This is a genomic window from Streptomyces sp. FIT100, assembly GCF_024584805.1.
Classification (GTDB): domain Bacteria; phylum Actinomycetota; class Actinomycetes; order Streptomycetales; family Streptomycetaceae; genus Streptomyces.
This window is the reverse complement of record NZ_CP075715.1, coordinates 4,580,431-4,594,361: the sequence shown is the minus strand read 5'-3', so window position 1 is coordinate 4,594,361 and position 13,931 is coordinate 4,580,431. Positions and strand designations below refer to the sequence as shown.

At 69.9% G+C, this 13,931-nt stretch carries 15 protein-coding genes; 4 read left to right on the top strand and 11 right to left on the bottom strand.

Annotated features, from left to right (window positions below; genetic code table 11):
- Positions 1-46 precede the first annotated feature (46 nt).
- Positions 47-199, top strand: a complete 153-nt coding sequence (locus KK483_RS20755) for a hypothetical protein (protein WP_262006707.1) — start codon at positions 47-49, stop codon at positions 197-199.
- A gap of 29 nt (positions 200-228) precedes the next feature.
- On the opposite strand, the gene KK483_RS20750 is transcribed toward KK483_RS20755, so the two are convergent.
- Positions 229-903, bottom strand: a complete 675-nt coding sequence (locus tag KK483_RS20750; protein ID WP_262006706.1) for a UbiX family flavin prenyltransferase — start codon at positions 901-903, stop codon at positions 229-231.
- Positions 904-996: 93 nt separating this feature from the next.
- Here KK483_RS20750 and KK483_RS20745 point away from each other — a divergent pair, with 93 nt between their 5' ends.
- Positions 997-1,593, top strand: a complete 597-nt coding sequence (locus KK483_RS20745) for a rhomboid family intramembrane serine protease (protein WP_262006705.1) — start codon at positions 997-999, stop codon at positions 1,591-1,593.
- 57 nt (positions 1,594-1,650) lie between these two features.
- On the opposite strand, the gene mqnP is transcribed toward KK483_RS20745, so the two are convergent.
- Together mqnP and KK483_RS20735 are read right to left on the bottom strand one after the other, a co-directional pair.
- Positions 1,651-2,553, bottom strand: a complete 903-nt coding sequence (mqnP, locus tag KK483_RS20740) for a menaquinone biosynthesis prenyltransferase MqnP (RefSeq protein ID WP_262006704.1) — start codon at positions 2,551-2,553, stop codon at positions 1,651-1,653.
- The gene (locus KK483_RS20735; protein ID WP_262006703.1) at positions 2,550-4,004 is read right to left on the bottom strand and encodes a menaquinone biosynthesis decarboxylase; all 1,455 of its coding nucleotides are present in this window, start codon (positions 4,002-4,004) and stop codon (positions 2,550-2,552) included. The genes mqnP and KK483_RS20735 overlap by 4 nt, the downstream gene beginning before the upstream one ends.
- A gap of 86 nt (positions 4,005-4,090) precedes the next feature.
- Between KK483_RS20735 and KK483_RS20730 the strand changes: the two genes are divergently transcribed.
- On the top strand, positions 4,091-4,462 hold the full coding sequence (locus KK483_RS20730; RefSeq protein ID WP_262006702.1) for a PLD nuclease N-terminal domain-containing protein: 372 nt from the start codon (positions 4,091-4,093) through the stop codon (positions 4,460-4,462).
- The gene (locus KK483_RS20725; protein ID WP_399014403.1) at positions 4,452-5,426 is read left to right on the top strand and encodes an isopenicillin N synthase family dioxygenase; all 975 of its coding nucleotides are present in this window, start codon (positions 4,452-4,454) and stop codon (positions 5,424-5,426) included. Before KK483_RS20730 ends, KK483_RS20725 begins: the two co-directional genes overlap by 11 nt.
- On the opposite strand, the gene KK483_RS20720 is transcribed toward KK483_RS20725, so the two are convergent.
- From KK483_RS20720 to hemL, 8 genes are all read right to left on the bottom strand, one after another.
- Entirely contained in the window at positions 5,413-5,955 is a 543-nt protein-coding gene (locus KK483_RS20720) for an SRPBCC domain-containing protein (RefSeq protein WP_262006701.1), read from the bottom strand. The two genes, KK483_RS20725 and KK483_RS20720, sit on opposite strands and share 14 nt — an antisense overlap.
- A 37-nt stretch (positions 5,956-5,992) precedes the next feature.
- Positions 5,993-7,075, bottom strand: a complete 1,083-nt coding sequence (ccsB, locus tag KK483_RS20715; RefSeq protein WP_262006700.1) for a c-type cytochrome biogenesis protein CcsB — start codon at positions 7,073-7,075, stop codon at positions 5,993-5,995.
- The gene (locus KK483_RS20710; RefSeq protein ID WP_262006699.1) at positions 7,072-8,970 is read right to left on the bottom strand and encodes a cytochrome c biogenesis protein ResB; all 1,899 of its coding nucleotides are present in this window, start codon (positions 8,968-8,970) and stop codon (positions 7,072-7,074) included. The genes ccsB and KK483_RS20710 overlap by 4 nt, the downstream gene beginning before the upstream one ends.
- 3 nt (positions 8,971-8,973) lie before the next feature.
- The gene (locus tag KK483_RS20705) at positions 8,974-9,711 is read right to left on the bottom strand and encodes a cytochrome c biogenesis CcdA family protein (RefSeq protein WP_262006698.1); all 738 of its coding nucleotides are present in this window, start codon (positions 9,709-9,711) and stop codon (positions 8,974-8,976) included.
- 7 nt (positions 9,712-9,718) lie between these two features.
- Positions 9,719-10,339 (bottom strand): TlpA disulfide reductase family protein, encoded by a 621-nt coding sequence (locus tag KK483_RS20700; RefSeq protein ID WP_262006697.1) that lies wholly within the window; start codon positions 10,337-10,339, stop codon positions 9,719-9,721.
- 77 nt (positions 10,340-10,416) lie between these two features.
- Entirely contained in the window at positions 10,417-11,709 is a 1,293-nt protein-coding gene (locus tag KK483_RS20695; RefSeq protein WP_262006696.1) for a hypothetical protein, read from the bottom strand.
- A gap of 109 nt (positions 11,710-11,818) precedes the next feature.
- Positions 11,819-12,511, bottom strand: coding sequence for a histidine phosphatase family protein (locus tag KK483_RS20690; protein WP_262009620.1), 693 nt, complete (start codon positions 12,509-12,511; stop codon positions 11,819-11,821).
- A 68-nt stretch (positions 12,512-12,579) separates the two neighbouring features.
- Complete coding sequence (gene hemL / locus KK483_RS20685) at positions 12,580-13,896, bottom strand: glutamate-1-semialdehyde 2,1-aminomutase (protein WP_262006695.1); 1,317 nt, start codon at positions 13,894-13,896, stop codon at positions 12,580-12,582.
- Between the last annotated feature and the right edge of the window lie 35 nt (positions 13,897-13,931).

Sequence of the window (13,931 nt, the reverse complement as noted above, 5' to 3'; positions counted from 1 at the left end):
TCTTTCAAACGATCACAATGATCCATAGCGACGATCCATACAGGAGATGACACTCACCGTGTACACGATCGAGATGGCCTACGCCCACATGCGACAGCTGCAGGAGCTGGCCAACCGCTCGCGTGTCCATCAGCCTGCCGCCGCCCACCGCGCCGACCGGACGGCCCGTCCCGCCCGCCGCACGGCCAAGAAGCGCTAGGCCGCACCGGTCCGGGCGCACCGGACGGGTCAGTCACCTCGGGACCGGGCCTCACCCAGCTCCCCCTCCCAACGGCGGTACAGCCGGTGCGGCACCCCTGCCGTGTCCAGCACCCGCCCCGCGACGAAGTCCACCAGATCCTGGATGTGCGTCGCCCCCGCGTAGAACGCCGGAGAGGCGGGCAGCACGACCGCGCCCGCCTCGTCCAGCGCGACGAGCTGCTTCAAGGTCTGCCCGTTCAGCGGGGTCTCCCGCACCGCGACCACCAGCTTCCGGCGCTCCTTCAGCGTCACGCTCGCCGCCCGCTGCAACAGGTCCTTCGACAGCCCGAGCGCCACGCCCGCGACGCAGGCCGTGGACGCCGGCACGATCAGCATCCCCTTGACGGGGTACGACCCCGAGGACGGTCCCGCCGCGAGATCCCCGGCCGCCCAGTGCCGTACGTCGGCGTCCTCGGCCACCTCGAAGGTGCCGGGCTTGCCGTCCGCGCCCCGCGCCAGCCACGTGCGCAGATCCTCCTGCCAGTGCGCGTCCCGGAACGCGATCCCGGTCTCGTCCAGCAGCGTGAGCCGTGAAGCCCGCGACACCACCAGGTCGACGCTCTCGCCCGCGTCGAGCAGTCCGCGCAGCACGGCGGCGGCATAGGGGGTCCCGGACGCCCCGGAGACCCCGACGATCCACGGGGTGCGGTCGGCGTCAGTCATGGCATCGAGCCTATCCGGCCACCGGGTGGCGGAACCGAGCAAGGTGCACCGGACGTTTCCGGGTGGAGACACAGCATTCACAGGGGGACCGCGATGGCAGGCACGGCGGACACGACAGGCGCACGCCCCGAAGGAAGCCGCACCGAGCGGGCGATGACGGCCGGCAAGCTGATGCTGGCCTGGGTCGCGCTGCTCTGGGCGCTCGAAGCCGTGGACACGGCGACCGGCCATGCTCTGGACGCCTACGGGATCACACCACGCCACCTCGGCGAGCTGCGGGACGTCCTCCCCGCCGCCTTCCTGCACGGCAGCTTCGGCCATGTCGCGGCCAACACCCTGCCCCTGCTCGTCCTCGGCTTCATCGCCGCGCTCAGCGGCGTCCGCCGCTTCCTGGGCGTCGTGCTCACGATCATCGCCGCCTCCGGCCTGGGAGTCTGGCTCACCTCCCCCGACAACACCGTCACCCTCGGCGCGTCCGGCGTCGTCTTCGGCCTCTTCGGCTACGTCCTCGTGCGCGGCTTCGTCGACCGCAGCGCGCGCGACATCGTGGTCGGGCTGCTGGTCGCCGCGTTCTACGGCTCGCTGCTGTGGGGCGTGCTGCCCACCGACTCCGGCATCAGCTGGCAGGGCCACCTCTTCGGCCTCCTGGGCGGCATAGCGGCGGCCTTCCTCTTCCGCCGCCGCGCCTGACCGGACCCCCGAGCCCCGAGTCCCGAGCCCGTGGGTCAGGGACCTTGCCGCGCCCCCCTACACCGTCAGGCCGCGCACCAGCAGATCCAGCAGCGCGCACACGAAGAGCGCGATGCCGATGAAGCCGTTCACCGTGAAGAACGCCCGGTTCAGCCGCGACAGGTCATGCGGCCGCACGATCGTGTGCTCGTACAGGAACGCCACCGCCACGATCACCAGGCCCAGCCAGAAGAACACCCCCGCCCCGACCGCGAGCGCGTACCAGACGAAGAGCGCCATCGTCACCACGTGGCACCCCCGCGCGCCCCACAACGCCGCCGGGACGCCGAAGCGCGCCGGCACCGACATGACGCCCTCGGCCCGGTCCGCCGCGACGTCCTGGCAGGCGAAGATCAGGTCGAAGCCGCCGATCCAGATGCCGACCGCGAGGCCGAGGATCACCGCGTCCCAGGACCACGTACCGGTCACCGCGATCCACGCGCCGACCGGGCCCATCGCCTGCGCGAGACCCAGGATCGCGTGCGGGAAGTTCGTGAAGCGCTTCCCGTACGGGTAGACCACCATCGGCACGACCGCGATCGGCGCGAGCGCGAGGCACAGCGGGTTCAGCAGCGCCGCCGCCCCCAGGAAGACCACGACCGCGATCAACGCCCCCGTCCACGCGGACCGCACCGACACGGCGCCCGTGACGAGCTCGCGCCCCGCCGTGCGCGGGTTACGGGCGTCGATCTCGCGGTCGATGATGCGGTTGCAGGCCATCGCGAAGGTCCGCAGCCCCACCATGGCGACGGTGACGAGCAGCAGCGTGCCCCAGTGGATGGTGCGGTCGAGCCGGAACATCGCGGTGAGCGAGGCGATGTAGGCGAACGGCAGCGCGAAGACCGAGTGCTCGATCATCACGAGCCGCAGGAAGGCCCGGGTGCGGCCCGGGCCCGGTACGGCGGCGGCGGAGGCGCTCACGAGAGTCCGTACTCCTTCCAGCGGCGGTCGACGAGCGCCGCCGTGTCCGGGTCGGAGAGGACCATGTTCGGCCAGCCCCCGTCCCGCGTGTAGCCCTCCTCGGGCCACTTCTTCGTCGCGTCGATGCCCGCCTTGCCGCCCCAGAACTGCTGGTAGGAGGAGTGGTCCAGATGGTCCACCGGGCCCTCGACGACGGTCAGGTCACGCGCGTAGTCGGTGTTGCCGAGCGCCCGCCACGACACCTCGTGCAGATCGTGGACGTCGCAGTCGGCGTCCACGACGACGATCAGCTTGGTCAGCGACATCATGTGCGCGCCCCAGATCGCGTGCATGACCTTCTGGGCGTGCTTCGGGTACTTCTTGTCGATCGAGACGATCGCGCAGTTGTGGAAGCCGCCCGACTCCGGCAGGTGGTAGTCCACGATGTCCGGCACGATGATCTTGAGCAGCGGCAGGAAGAAGCGTTCCGTCGCGCGGCCCAGCGGCCCGTCCTCCGTCGGCGGCCGGCCCACCACGATCGACTGGAGCAGCGGACGCCTGCGCATCGTCACGCAGTCGATCGTCAGCGCGGGGAAGTCCTCCTGCGGCGTGTAGAAGCCGGTGTGGTCGCCGAACGGCCCCTCGGGGAGCATCTTCCCCGGCTCCAGCCAGCCCTCCAGGACGACCTCCGCCTGCGCGGGCACCTGGAGCGGCACGGTCTTGCAGTCGACCATCTCGATCCGCTTGCCCTGCACGAAGCCGGCGAAGAGGTACTCGTCGATGTCGCCGGGCAGCGGGGCCGTCGAGGCGTACGTCACGGCCGGTGGGCAGCCGAAGGCGATCGCGACCGGCAGCCGCTCGCCGCGCCGCGCGGCCACCTGGTAGTGGTTGCGGCTGTCCTTGTGGATCTGCCAGTGCATGCCGATGGTGCGCTTGTCGTGGCGCTGGAGGCGGTAGAGCCCGAGATTGCGGATCCCGGTCTCCGGGTCCTTGGTGTGGGTGAGCCCCAGGTTGAAGAAGGAGCCGCCGTCCTCGGGCCAGGTGAACAGCGCGGGCAGCCGGTCCAGATCGACGTCGTCCCCGCGCAGGACCACCTCCTGCACCGGCGCGTCCTTCACCTTCTTCGGCGGTACGTGCGTCATCGCGCCGAGCTTCCCGAACGCCTCGCGCACCCCGACGAAGCCGTGCGGAAGCTCCGGCCTGAGCAGCCCGCCGATCTTCCCGCTGATCTCGTCGTACGACGTCAGGCCCAGCGCCTTGAGCAGCCGCCGGTCGGTCCCGTACACGTTCATCGCGAGCGGCATCGAGGAGCCGCGCACGTTCTCGAAGAGGAGCGCCGGGCCGCCGGACTTCTGGACCCGGTCGACGATCTCCCCGACCTCCAGGTACGGGTCGACTTCGGCCTTGATGCGCTTGAGGTCGCCCTCGCGCTCCAGCGCCCGGAGCAGCGAGCGAAGATCGTCGTAAGCCATGCCGTCCAGTATCGGCCACTCGCTACGCTGGAGTTGTCACGGGGGCCGTTCCACGGTCCCGTTCTCCGTACGCAGGGGGCCGCCACATGCTTCGGGTGCTGATGTTCTTGGTGCCGCTGGCGCTCAGCATCTATGCGTTCATCGACTGCATCTCCACGGACGAGAAGGAGATCCGGCACCTCCCCAAGCCTCTCTGGGCGATCCTCGTGCTGCTCTTCCCTCTCGTGGGCTCGGTCTCGTGGCTGATCGCGGGCAAGGACCGCACGGTGCAGCGTCCGGCGCGGCGGCAGGGCGGATGGGTCGCCCCTGACGACAACCCGGAGTTCCTGAAGTCCCTCGACGAGGAGAGGGACCAGCCGCACGATCCGAAGGAGCCGAAGGAGCCGGAACCCCGGGAGCCGAAGGAGTCCGAGCCCCGGGAGCCGAAGGACCCGAAGCGGGAGAGCGATGACTCGTGACGGCAGCCCCGCGACGCCCATGACGCCCGTGACGCCCGTGACGCCTTCGATCCCCGTGATCGGCCTCGGGCCCTGGCTCTCCGGAGGGCCGGAGGACCGCGCCCGCACCGCCGCCACCGTCGACGCCGCCCTGCGCACCGCCGGCTTCCTGCTCGTCACCGGCCACGGCGTGGATCCCGGGCTGCGTACGGAGATCCGGGAGCTGGCCCGTGGCTTCTTCCGCCTCCCGGCGGCCACGAAGGAGCCGTACGCGGTGAAGGTCGGCGGCCGCGGCTGGCTCGGTCCCGGCGCCGAGGCCAACGCCTATGCGGAGGGCACGGCGACCCCGCCCGATCTGAAGGAGTCGCTGTCCTTCGCCGCGGACGTCCCGACCGGTGACCCGGCGGTGGACGCGGAATGGTTCCTGCCGAACACCTGGCCGGGTGAGATCCCCGGGCTGCGCGCCGCTGTCGAGGCGTATCTGACGGTGATGCGGGCGCTCTCGGACCAGTTGCTCGAACTGCTCGGCGCGGCGCTCGGCGAGTCCGACGACTTCTTCACCCGCCACACCGCGCACCCGACGTACGGCTTCAACATCAACTGGTATCCGGGCCGGGACACCGTCGGCGAGCCGCAGCCCGGACAGTTCCGGATCGGCCCGCACACCGATTTCGGCACGGTCACGGTCCTCGACCGGCAGACCGGCAAGGGCGGCCTCCAGGTCTTCACGGACGAGAGCGGCTGGGCGGACGCCCCGTACGCGCCCGACGCGCTGACCGTCAACATCGGCGATCTGATGGCTCGCTGGAGCGGTGGCCGCTGGTGCTCGGGGCGCCACCGGGTCCTGCCGCCGCCCGCGGACGCGCCCGCGGAGGAGCTGATGTCGCTCGTCTACTTCTACGAGTGCGATCCGGGCACGGACGTGCGGGGCGTGGACTCGCACACGTATCTGCGGGACCGGCTGGACGCGATCACGGCCGGCTGACCTGCCGTTCGTCCCGCTCCACGTAGTCGGCACGGAGCTGCTGGAAGCGGTCCGGGGTCCAGGCGGACCAGTCGGCGGGGTGGCCGTCGAGCGCGGCGTCGAGGTACTCGAAGTGCTGGTGCCAGCCCGCCAGGTTGTCGAGGCGCTGCTCGTCGGTGCCGGTGAACTCGTTGGTGAAGCGCACCACCGTCGCCAGGGAGTTCGCGGGTGCCGGCTCCATGTGGAAGCGGATCCGGCCGTGCAGTTCGACGGTGTACTCGGCCACGCACTCCATGTCCCAGGCGGTGACCTGCCCGGAGACGACCGTCCCCGTCCCCTCGCCGGCGGCGTTCAGCCAGCGCAGTGTCACCCCTCCCCCGAGGTGGGGTTCGAGCAGATCGGCGGCGGCCAGCCACTGCGGCAGGCCCTCCGGGGTCGCCACGGCGGCCCAGACGTGCACCACGGGGTGGGGCAGATGCATCACGAAGTGCAGGAGATGGTCGCTGCCGTCGCGGGTCTCGCTGGTGCCATAAGGGATCACGTCCGTCATGGCACCAGCGTCGCCCGGCACCGCCGGGAAGGCGAGCTCACACGCCCGCGTACCCGTGGAGGCTGTTCACGAAGAGGTTGACGCCGTAGTAGTTGAAGAGGAAGCAGAGGAAGGCGACGAGCGCGACGTAGGCGGCCTTGCGGCCCTTCCAGCCGGCGGTCGCGCGGGCATGCAGATACGCCGCGTACGCCACCCAGGTGATGAAGGACCAGACCTCCTTGGCGTCCCAGCCCCAGTAACGGCCCCACGCGTCACCGGCCCAGATCGCGCCGGCGATGATCGTGAAGGTCCACAGCGGGAAGACCGCGGCGTTGATCCGGTACGCGAACTTGTCGAGCGAGGCGGCGGCGGGCAGCCGTTCCAGAACGGAGCGGGCGAAGGAGCCGGGGTTGCCCCCTGTCGCCAGCTTGTTCTCGTAGGAGTCCCGGAAGAGGTACAGCAGCGTGGAGACCGCACCCAGGTAGAAGACCGCGCCGCAGAAGATGGCGGTGGAGACGTGAATCCACAGCCAGTACGAGTGCAGTGCCGGGACGAGCTGGTCGCTGTCGGTGTAGAGCCAGGTGACGGCGATGCCCAGGTCCAGAAGGACCGTGGTGACCAGCGGGAGACCGATCCAGCGGACGTTCTTCCTCGCGAGCAGGAAGCCCAGGTACGCACCCACCGCCACCGTGGAGAAGGTGGTGGAGAACTCGTACATGTTGCCCCAGGGGGCCCGCTGCACGGACAGCGCGCGGGCCGTGACACCGGCGGCCTCGACGAGGAAGGCGAGCGCGGTCAGCGAGACCGCGATCCGCCCGTACAGATCACCCTTGACCGTGCCGCCCGCGGCGCCGGGGCCGTCCGGGACGTCGCGCTGTCCGGCGGCCGAGCGGGTGACGACCTTGGGGCGCTCCAGGACGGCGGTGCCGCCGCCCTTCTGCGCCACCTGGACGGTGACCTTGGCGTCCGGGGAGCCGGCCTCGGTCAGCGCGGCGGCGGTGCGGCCGACCTTGCTGCGGCTGCCGAAGACCCACTCGGCGATGTGCGCCAGGAACGCCAGGGTGTAGACGGCCATCGAGGAGTAGATCAGCCCGTTGCTGAACTCCGCGAGGCTCTCGTTGGTGGCGGCGGCGAGATTCACTTCTCAGCCCCTTCGGCAGGAACTACGTCGGCAGGTTCGTGATCGGGGTCGGGGTCGGGTTCGTGCTCGGAGTCGGGGTCCGGGCCTTCGGGGTCCGGGCCGGAGTCCGGGCCGTCTGGGGAGTCGGAGTCCGGGGCGTGCTCGGGGTCCGGCGCGGTCGGCGCCTGTGCGGTCGGCGCCTGTGCGAGGAGCGTGACGGCCAGATCCGCCAGCTCCTCCGGAAGCTTCGCGGACTCGCTGCGGCCGAGCCCTGCCATCTCGACGACGGTGACGCCGTCCTCGCCCCGTACGGCCCTGACCCACACCCGTCGCCGCTGGATGAACAGCGAGCCGACGAGGCCCGCGATCGCCGCGATGGCGCCGGTGAGGGCGAGTCCGTTGCCGGGCTGCTGGGAGATCTGGAAGCTGGCCCACTCCTTGATCTCCTTCTCGAAGGTGACCGAGCCGGCGCCGTCCGGCAGCGTCATCGTCTCGCCCGGCAGCAGGGTCTGCTTGAAGACGCCGCCCTTGTCGTCCTTGAACGGCTTCATCTTGCTGGTGTCCAGCTGGTAAACGTTCTGCGGCAGTCCGCCGTTGACCCGCAGATCGCCGTGGTACGCGCCCAGGTTGAGCGCAGGGAAGACCAGCCCAGGGAACTGCGAGAACATCTGGCCCTGGCCCTTGCCGGCGTACGTCGGGACGAAGAACGCCGGCAGGCCGAGCTGATCCCACTTGCCGCCCTTGTTCCGGTAGCCGTCCATCACCTTGATGACACCGGTGGAGGTGCCATTGGCGTCGAGCGGCAGCAGCGGCACCGCGCCCTGGAAGACGGTCTTGCCCCGGCCGTCGCGCACGGTGACGACGGGCGCGTATCCGTGCTCGATCAGATAGACCTTCGAGCCGTCGATCTCCAGGGGCTCGTTGACCCGGATGACGCGCTTCTTCTCCTCGCCGTCGGCGCCCTCGCTGTAGGTCACGGCCGCTTCGAAGGTGCGGGGCGTGCCGCGCTGCGGGCCGCGCGTCTCGTACGTACCCGTGAAGCGGTCCAGTGTGAAGCTGAACGGGGCCAGGTCGTCGATGCTGAAGAGCGATCCGGACTTGAAGTCGTCGTACTGGGTGAGGGTGTTGGAGAAGCCGTCGCCCTCGACGATCAGTTTGCCGCCCTCGGACTTGAAGAGCTGGCCCGCGGCGAAGGCCACCAGCATCACGATCAGCGCGACGTGGAAGAGGAGGTTGCCCACCTCGCGGAGGTAGCCCTTCTCGGCCGCGACCGCGTCACCGGCGGTGTGCGCGCGGAAGTGCCGCTTCTTCAGCATCGCGAGTGCCGCCTCGCGAACCGCCTCGGGCTCCGCGTCCGTGCGCCACGTCGTGTACGCGGGCAGCCGGGTGAGCCGCCTGGGGGCGCCCGGCGGGCGGCCGCGCAGCTGGCCCACGAACTGCCAGCTGCGGGGCACGATGCAGCCGATGAGCGAGACGAACAGCAGGATGTAGATCGCCGAGAACCACACCGAGCTGTAGACGTCGAAGAGCTGGAGCTTCTCGAAGACCGGCGTCAGGAGCTCGTGGCCCGCCTTCCAGTCGCGGACCTTCATCTCGTCCACGCTGTTCTGCGGGATGAGCGAGCCGGGGATCGCGCCGAGCGAGAGCAGGAAGAGCAGGATCAGGGCGACCCGCATCGAGGTCAGCTGCCGCCAGAACCAGCGCGCCCAGCCGATGACACCGAGCACGGGCCCGCCGACGAGCTCCTCCTGAGGGGCCGTGGAGAGCCCGCCGCTCCCGGCCGCCGCTTCGGTGTCGGTGTCGGTGGTCGGGTCGGACCCGGCGGTCGCTTCGGCCCCGACGGTCGGGTCGGCGCCGGTGGTCGAATCAGCCCCGCTCGTCGCTTCGGTTCCGGCCGTCGCGTCGGTCTTGCTCATGGATCAGATCCCCACCTGGAAACCGTTGGACCAGCCCTGCATCTCCTGTACGAGGATGTCCCACGCACCTGTGAGCAGCAGCAGACCGGTCGCGATCATCATCCCGCCGCCGATCCGCATCACCCACGCATAGTGCCGCTTCACCCAGCCGAACGCACCGAGTGCCTTGCGGAAGGCGACGGCGGCGAGCACGAACGGCAGCCCCAGCCCGATGCAGTACGCCGCGGTCAGCAGCGCCCCGCGGCCCGCACTGGCCTCGTTGGCGGCGAGCACGTTGACGGACGTGAGCGTCGGCCCGATGCACGGGGTCCAGCCGATGCCGAAGAGGGCGCCCAGCACGGGTGCGCCGGCCAGCCCGGTCACGGGGCGCCGGTGGAAGCGGAACTCCCGCTGCGTCAGCCAGGGCATCAGGCCCATGAAGAAGATCCCCATGAGGATCATGAGGACGCCGAGGACGGCGGTGAGCGTCTCTCGGTGCTCCTGGAGGGTCCAGCCGAAGTACCCGAAAAGCGCGCCGCCCGAGACGAAGACGGCGGAGAAGCCGAGCACGAAGAGGGCGGCGCCCGCGGTCATCCGGCCCCGCCTGGCCTCGGCGAGATCGGTGCCGGTGACGCCGGTCACGTACGAGAGATAGCCCGGCACCAGCGGCAGTACGCAGGGCGAGAAGAAGGAGACGAGCCCGCCGAGCACGGCGATGGGCAGTGCGAGCAGCAGGGCACCGCTGAACACGGTCTCGTTCATCGCGAGGTCACTTCTCCGCGACGATCGGGTCGATCATGGAACGCAGCGCCTTGTCGTCGAGCGCGCGCGGAGCGCTCGCGGCGATCTTTCCGTCGCGGTCCACGACGATCGTGGTGGGAATCGACTGGGGGTTGAGGCTGCCCTTCGGGAATGTGAGCATCAGCTTCCCGATCGGGTCGTGGAAACTCGGGTAGCTGACGCCGAATTCCTTCTCGAAGGCGAGCGCGGGCCCTGTCTGTGTGTCGCGCGTGTTGATCCCCAGGAACTGGACGCCCTTGTCCTTGGTCTGCTGGGCGACCTTCTCCAGGTACCGCGCCTCGCTGCGGCAGGGCGCGCACCAGGAGCCCCACACGTTCAGCACGACGACCTTGCCCTTGTAGTCGGCGAGGTCGAGCGGGCTGCCCGTGAGGTCCTTTCCACTCAGCTCGGGCACGTCCGGCCGCTCGCCCTTGGCGACGGTCGAGATCCCGCCGGTGTTGGTGACGAAGTTGGTGTCGCCACCGCCGCCCGACTTGCCGTTGGAGCCGCCGCTGCACGCCGACAGCGTGAGCGCGGCCGCCAGGGCGCCGGCTCCGGCGGCGAGCAGGGTGCGTCGGGGGGCGCGTGCAGCGGGGCGGACAAAGCTCATGTGAAAAGTTTCGCATGAGGCTTCGGGGGATCTTCCGCGCCCCCCTCCATGCCCGTAACGCCCCATGTGAAGAGCGATTAAGCCGACGGCGGTACGGGCGTGTCCCCGAGATCCTTGAGGAAGGTGTTCCAGCCGCCCGCCGGGGACTGCCCGACCTCGAGCGTACGAAGTTTCGCGAGGATCTTCGGGTCCTGCACGTCCAGCCAGTCGCAGAACTGCCGGAACGACACCAGGCGTACGTCCTTCTTGCCCGCCATGCCCTTGAGGGCCTCTTCGACGGCGTCCATGTATATGCCGCCGTTCCACTGCTCGAAGTGGTTTCCGATGAAGAAGGGCGCGCGGTTGGACTCGTAGGCCCTGCGGAATCCGTTCAGGTACGCGTCGGTGGCCTGCCTGCGCCAGCCCGGATAACGGGACGGCATGCCGTTGGTCGAATTCTGCGACTGGTTGGCGAGGATGTTGTAGTCCATCGAGAGCACTTCGAAGGAGTGCCCGGGGAACGGCACGGCCTGCAGCGGCAGGTCCCAGATGCCGCCCCGCTTCTCCGGCCACATCTGGCGGCCGCCGGGCGAGCTCGCGTCGTAGCGCCAGCCGAGCTTCTTCGCGGTCGGCAGCAGATTGTCCTGGCCGAGCAGGCACGGAGTGCGCCCGCCGACGAGTTCCTTGCGGTAGTCGAAGGGCAGCGGCTCGATATCGGTCCAGCCGCTGTTCGTCTTCCATTCGGTGACGAAGGAGACGGCCTGGTCTATCTCGCTCCGCCACTGCGCGGGCGTCCAGTTCCCGACGGAACCGGAGCCGGCACAGAAATGCCCGTTGAAATGGGTGCCTATCTCATGGCCGTCGAGCCATGCCTGGCGGACGTGCTTCAGGGTGTCCTTGATATGGGCGTCGGTGAGATAGCCGATGTCGGAGGCGCCCACCGCGTTGTTCGGCGGCCGGTAGAGGGTCTTCTTCGACTCGGGGAGCAGATAGATCCCGGAGAGGAAGAAGGTCATCGCCGCGCCGTGATTCCTGGCGAGCTCAAGAAAGCGCGGGAAGAGTCCGTTGCCGACCTCGCCCGCACCGTCCCAGGAAAGGATCACGAATTGCGGCGGGGTCTCGCCCGGCTCCAGCGGCACGGGACGGCCGGGCTGGTGCGGCTGCTTGCCGGTGTCGGCGGTCGAACCGTCACCGATGGGCCGTACCGAACCGGCACCGGGCGTCGCCCCGCCGTCGCCCCCGCTGCCCGCACCGGGACCGCCGCTCCGGCCGGAGCCGCCCTTGCCGGAGCCGGAACCGGGGCCGATGCCGGTGCCGCAGCCCGCGACCGTCATCGCCGCCGCGGCCCCAAGCCCCGCCCCGATCAAGCTCCTTCGGCTGATAGCGCGCATACCGGCCGCCCCCGTTCCCGTTCACGTTTTCCGCCGCTGTCCTACCAATGGGTGAGATGGCAAGCGGAACGCAAAGGTTCCCGGGACCGGCCGCCTTTCCGCGAAAGATCTATGCCCCGAAGGCTTTTGACTTTCCCTTGACCGGTTTCGCGCCGACGAGAAGATGCGCCGGGACGAGATCGCGGGCGGGTTCCGAGTATCCGACCGAGACGATCTTGTCTCCCCGGAAGGTGAAGGTCGTCAGCGACGCGAGCGTGCACTGCCGGCGCCGCGGATCGTGCCAGAGCCGGCGCCCCTCCACATGGCTGCGCACGATCCAGATCGGCAGCTGATGGCTGACGAGGACCGCCTCGTGGCCGCGGGCCGCGTCCCGGGCGGCGTGCAGCGCGTCCGTCATCCGCACCACCTGCTCCAGGTACGGCTCGCCCCAGGACGGCCGGAACGGGTTGGTGAGGTGCTTCCAGTTGCCCGGCTTGCGCAGGGCCCCGTCACCGACACCGAAGGTCTTGCCCTCGAAGACGTTCCCCGCCTCGATCAGCCGCTCGTCGGTGTCGAGCATGAGCCCGTGGGACTTGGCGATCGGCGCCGCCGTCTCCTGCGCGCGCTCCAGCGGGGACGCCACCACATGCGTGACGTCCCGGTCCGCGAGGTGCTCGGCGACGCGGTCGGCCATCTGCCGGCCGAGCTCGGACAGGTGGTAGCCGGGCCTGCGGCCGTAGAGCACACCGTCCGGGTTGTGCACTTCGCCGTGGCGCATGAGATGAACCACGGTCGTTTCCGTACTGAACTCCGTGCCGGTCATGTCACTGCCGGTGGTCTCGCTGCCGGTGGTCTCATTGCCGGTGGTCCCGCTGCCCGTCGTGCCGTCGGTCATGCCGTGGCCTCCGCGGCGGCACGGGCGGCCGCCGGCAGCGCCGCCGCGATCCGCTCGATCGCGGCGTCGTCGTGGGCGGTCGACACGAACCAGGACTCGAAGGCGGACGGCGGAAGGTAGACACCCTGCGACAGCATCGAGTGGAAGAAGGCGTTGAAGCGGAAGGCGTCCTGCTTCTTCGCGTCCTCGTAGTCACGCACCTCACGTGCGGTGAAGAAGACCGAGAACATGTTGCTCGCGGTCTGCAACCGGTGGGCCACGCCCTCCTTGGCCAGCGCCTCGGTCACCAGCGACCGGACCTGCTCGGAGACCGCGTCGACCTTCGCGTACGCGGCGTCGTCGAGCAGCCTCAGCTGGGCGAGACCGGCGGCCGTGGCGACCGGGTTCCCGGACAGGGTGCCCGCCTGGTAGACCGGCCCGGCCGGGGCGAGGTGCCCCATCACATCGGCGCGCCCGCCGAACGCCGCGGCCGGGAAGCCGCCGCCCATGACCTTGCCGAAGGTCATCAGGTCCGGGGTGACGCCGTCGATGCCGTACCAGCCGGCCTTCGAGGTACGGAATCCGGTCATCACCTCGTCGGAGATGAACAGCGCGCCGTTCTTGGCGCAGGCGTCCTTGAGGCCCTGGTTGAAGCCCGGCAGCGGCGGGACCACGCCCATGTTGCCCGGCGACGCCTCCGTGATCACACAGGCGATCTCGCCCGGGTGCGCGTGGAACGCCGCCTGCACCGCCTCCAGGTCGTTGTACGGCAGCACGATCGTGTCCCCCGCCTGCGCGCCGGTGACGCCGGGCGTGTCGGGCAGGCCGAAGGTCGCGACACCGGAACCGGCCGCGGCCAGGAGGGAGTCCACATGACCGTGGTAGCAGCCGGCGAACTTGACCACCTTGGCGCGCCCGGTGAAGCCGCGGGCCAGCCGGATCGCGGACATCGTCGCCTCGGTGCCCGACGAGACGAGTCTCACCTGATCGACCGGGGCGATCCGCGCCACGATCTCCTCGGCGAGCGCGACCTCGCCCTCGCCCGGCGTACCGAACGAGGTGCCGCGTGCGACACACTCCTGAACTGCGGCGATGACCTCGGGGTGGGCATGGCCGAGGATCATCGGACCCCAGGAGCACACGAGGTCGACGTACTCGCGCCCGTCCGCGTCGGTCAGGTACGGACCCGTACCGGACACCATGAACCGGGGTGTACCACCCACGGCGCGGAAGGCACGGACAGGAGAGTTCACGCCGCCGGGCGTCACGAGGGACGCGCGGTCGAAAAGCGTCTGCGAAACTGGGGCGTCATAGGGAAAGCTCACGGAATCCATGGTGGCAGAGGCCGGGGACGTTCTTGCGGACAGGT